This window comes from Lacinutrix sp. YIN62, from assembly GCF_057219185.1.
In genome coordinates this window covers 1-1,351 of the sequence record NZ_JBXVVH010000069.1, presented here as the reverse complement: position 1 = coordinate 1,351, position 1,351 = coordinate 1, and the positions used below count along the sequence as shown (strand labels likewise).

At 30.4% G+C, this 1,351-nt stretch carries 2 protein-coding genes; both read right to left on the bottom strand.

The window, feature by feature from the left end:
* Positions 1-122: 122 nt before the first annotated feature.
* On the bottom strand, positions 123-1,079 hold the full coding sequence (locus tag AC2D8I_RS16185) for a C10 family peptidase (protein WP_484707151.1): 957 nt from the start codon (positions 1,077-1,079) through the stop codon (positions 123-125).
* A 15-nt stretch (positions 1,080-1,094) separates the two neighbouring features.
* Positions 1,095-1,223, bottom strand: a complete 129-nt coding sequence (locus tag AC2D8I_RS16180; RefSeq protein WP_484707150.1) for a hypothetical protein — start codon at positions 1,221-1,223, stop codon at positions 1,095-1,097.
* Between the last annotated feature and the right edge of the window lie 128 nt (positions 1,224-1,351).

Below are 1,351 nucleotides of genomic sequence, written 5' to 3'. Positions count from 1 at the left end.
TCTTCTGGTTTCATAAATGTGTTAAAGTTAATAAATAAAAAAATCTCGAGGGTGAATTAAACCCCGAGATTTTTAAACTTACACAGTTTATGAGATACTGCCCAACCATTCTCATATCCACCTCAACCCCAATTCATATGGAATAAAAGATAACTAATAGAGCCACCAGTTGGGTTGCCATAATCATCACGATAACAATTTTTTATTCTCATAAAACCATCGCAAACCCACATATGTCCATCTGTGTAATCGTGAAATATCCACCATCCAGTATCTCTTCCACCTCCAAGTATAACAGGTCTGTTTACTCTTAATTGTTGCTTAACAGTTTCTCTATTATAACCTGTTTGATTTGCAGTTGAATAATTAAAGTGGTTGGTAAAAAGACCAGCAGTATTATAATCTTTATCAACTCCAGTTCCATCACAATTATAACTTACATCAGAAATTACATTATGTATATCACTTATTAGCGATGCTGTGGTTGTTGTTCCATAGTTGTTTGGCATATTAGACCAATTATAATTTGTTGGATAATTATGATACTTCATAACTTGGGCAATAGCAATGGGAACACATCCAGCATACGCGTGACCACAAGGAACATTACAATTTAAATTCGGCATATAAGTGTTAAAACCACAATTTTGATTCCATTTTGTCGATAGTAATGGATTAACAATTTCCGTTTCATCATCACAAGAGTTCCAATCCGGCGGATCTAAAGGACATCTTTGTGATAAAAAACTATCCCATTCTGATTCTAATTCTTTAGTTTGCTTTATGTTTTTATCTCTTATCGTTTGTATTGTTTCCTTTGTTAAGGAAAGCCATTCTACAAGACCAGAAGGATAACTTTCTGCATCAGTTCTAAACTCATTTGTTTCTGAAAAAGCTAAAATAGGAGAAACTCTATTATCTGCGGATAAAATTAAGAAACCTTTATTTTCATAATTAATAATGTAAAAAACTGTTTCCTCTTTTTCATCCTTAATTGGCAAGATTTCTTTTACTTTATTTCTTTCTTTTGATAATGAATTAGATTCAGAATTGCTTTTGAAAAGAATATTATTAGCAATTTTCCGAGCTAATTTTTATTGGATTAAATTATCATATTCTTGAATTGGATTTACATTTATTTCTTCATTTTCACTGCAAGAGAATAAAAATATTCCTAATAGCATTAGAATTAATAACTGTTTCATTTGTCTAATTTTCTTCATAATTGTTTGTTTTAGTTTGGCTAAATGTCTTGTCCTGAAATACGGCTACAGTTAAAATTTGTTTTTAAGCTGTAAATTTATACACGGTATAAGGTGTTTTATAGTCTAAAGATAAGTGTAATCTTATT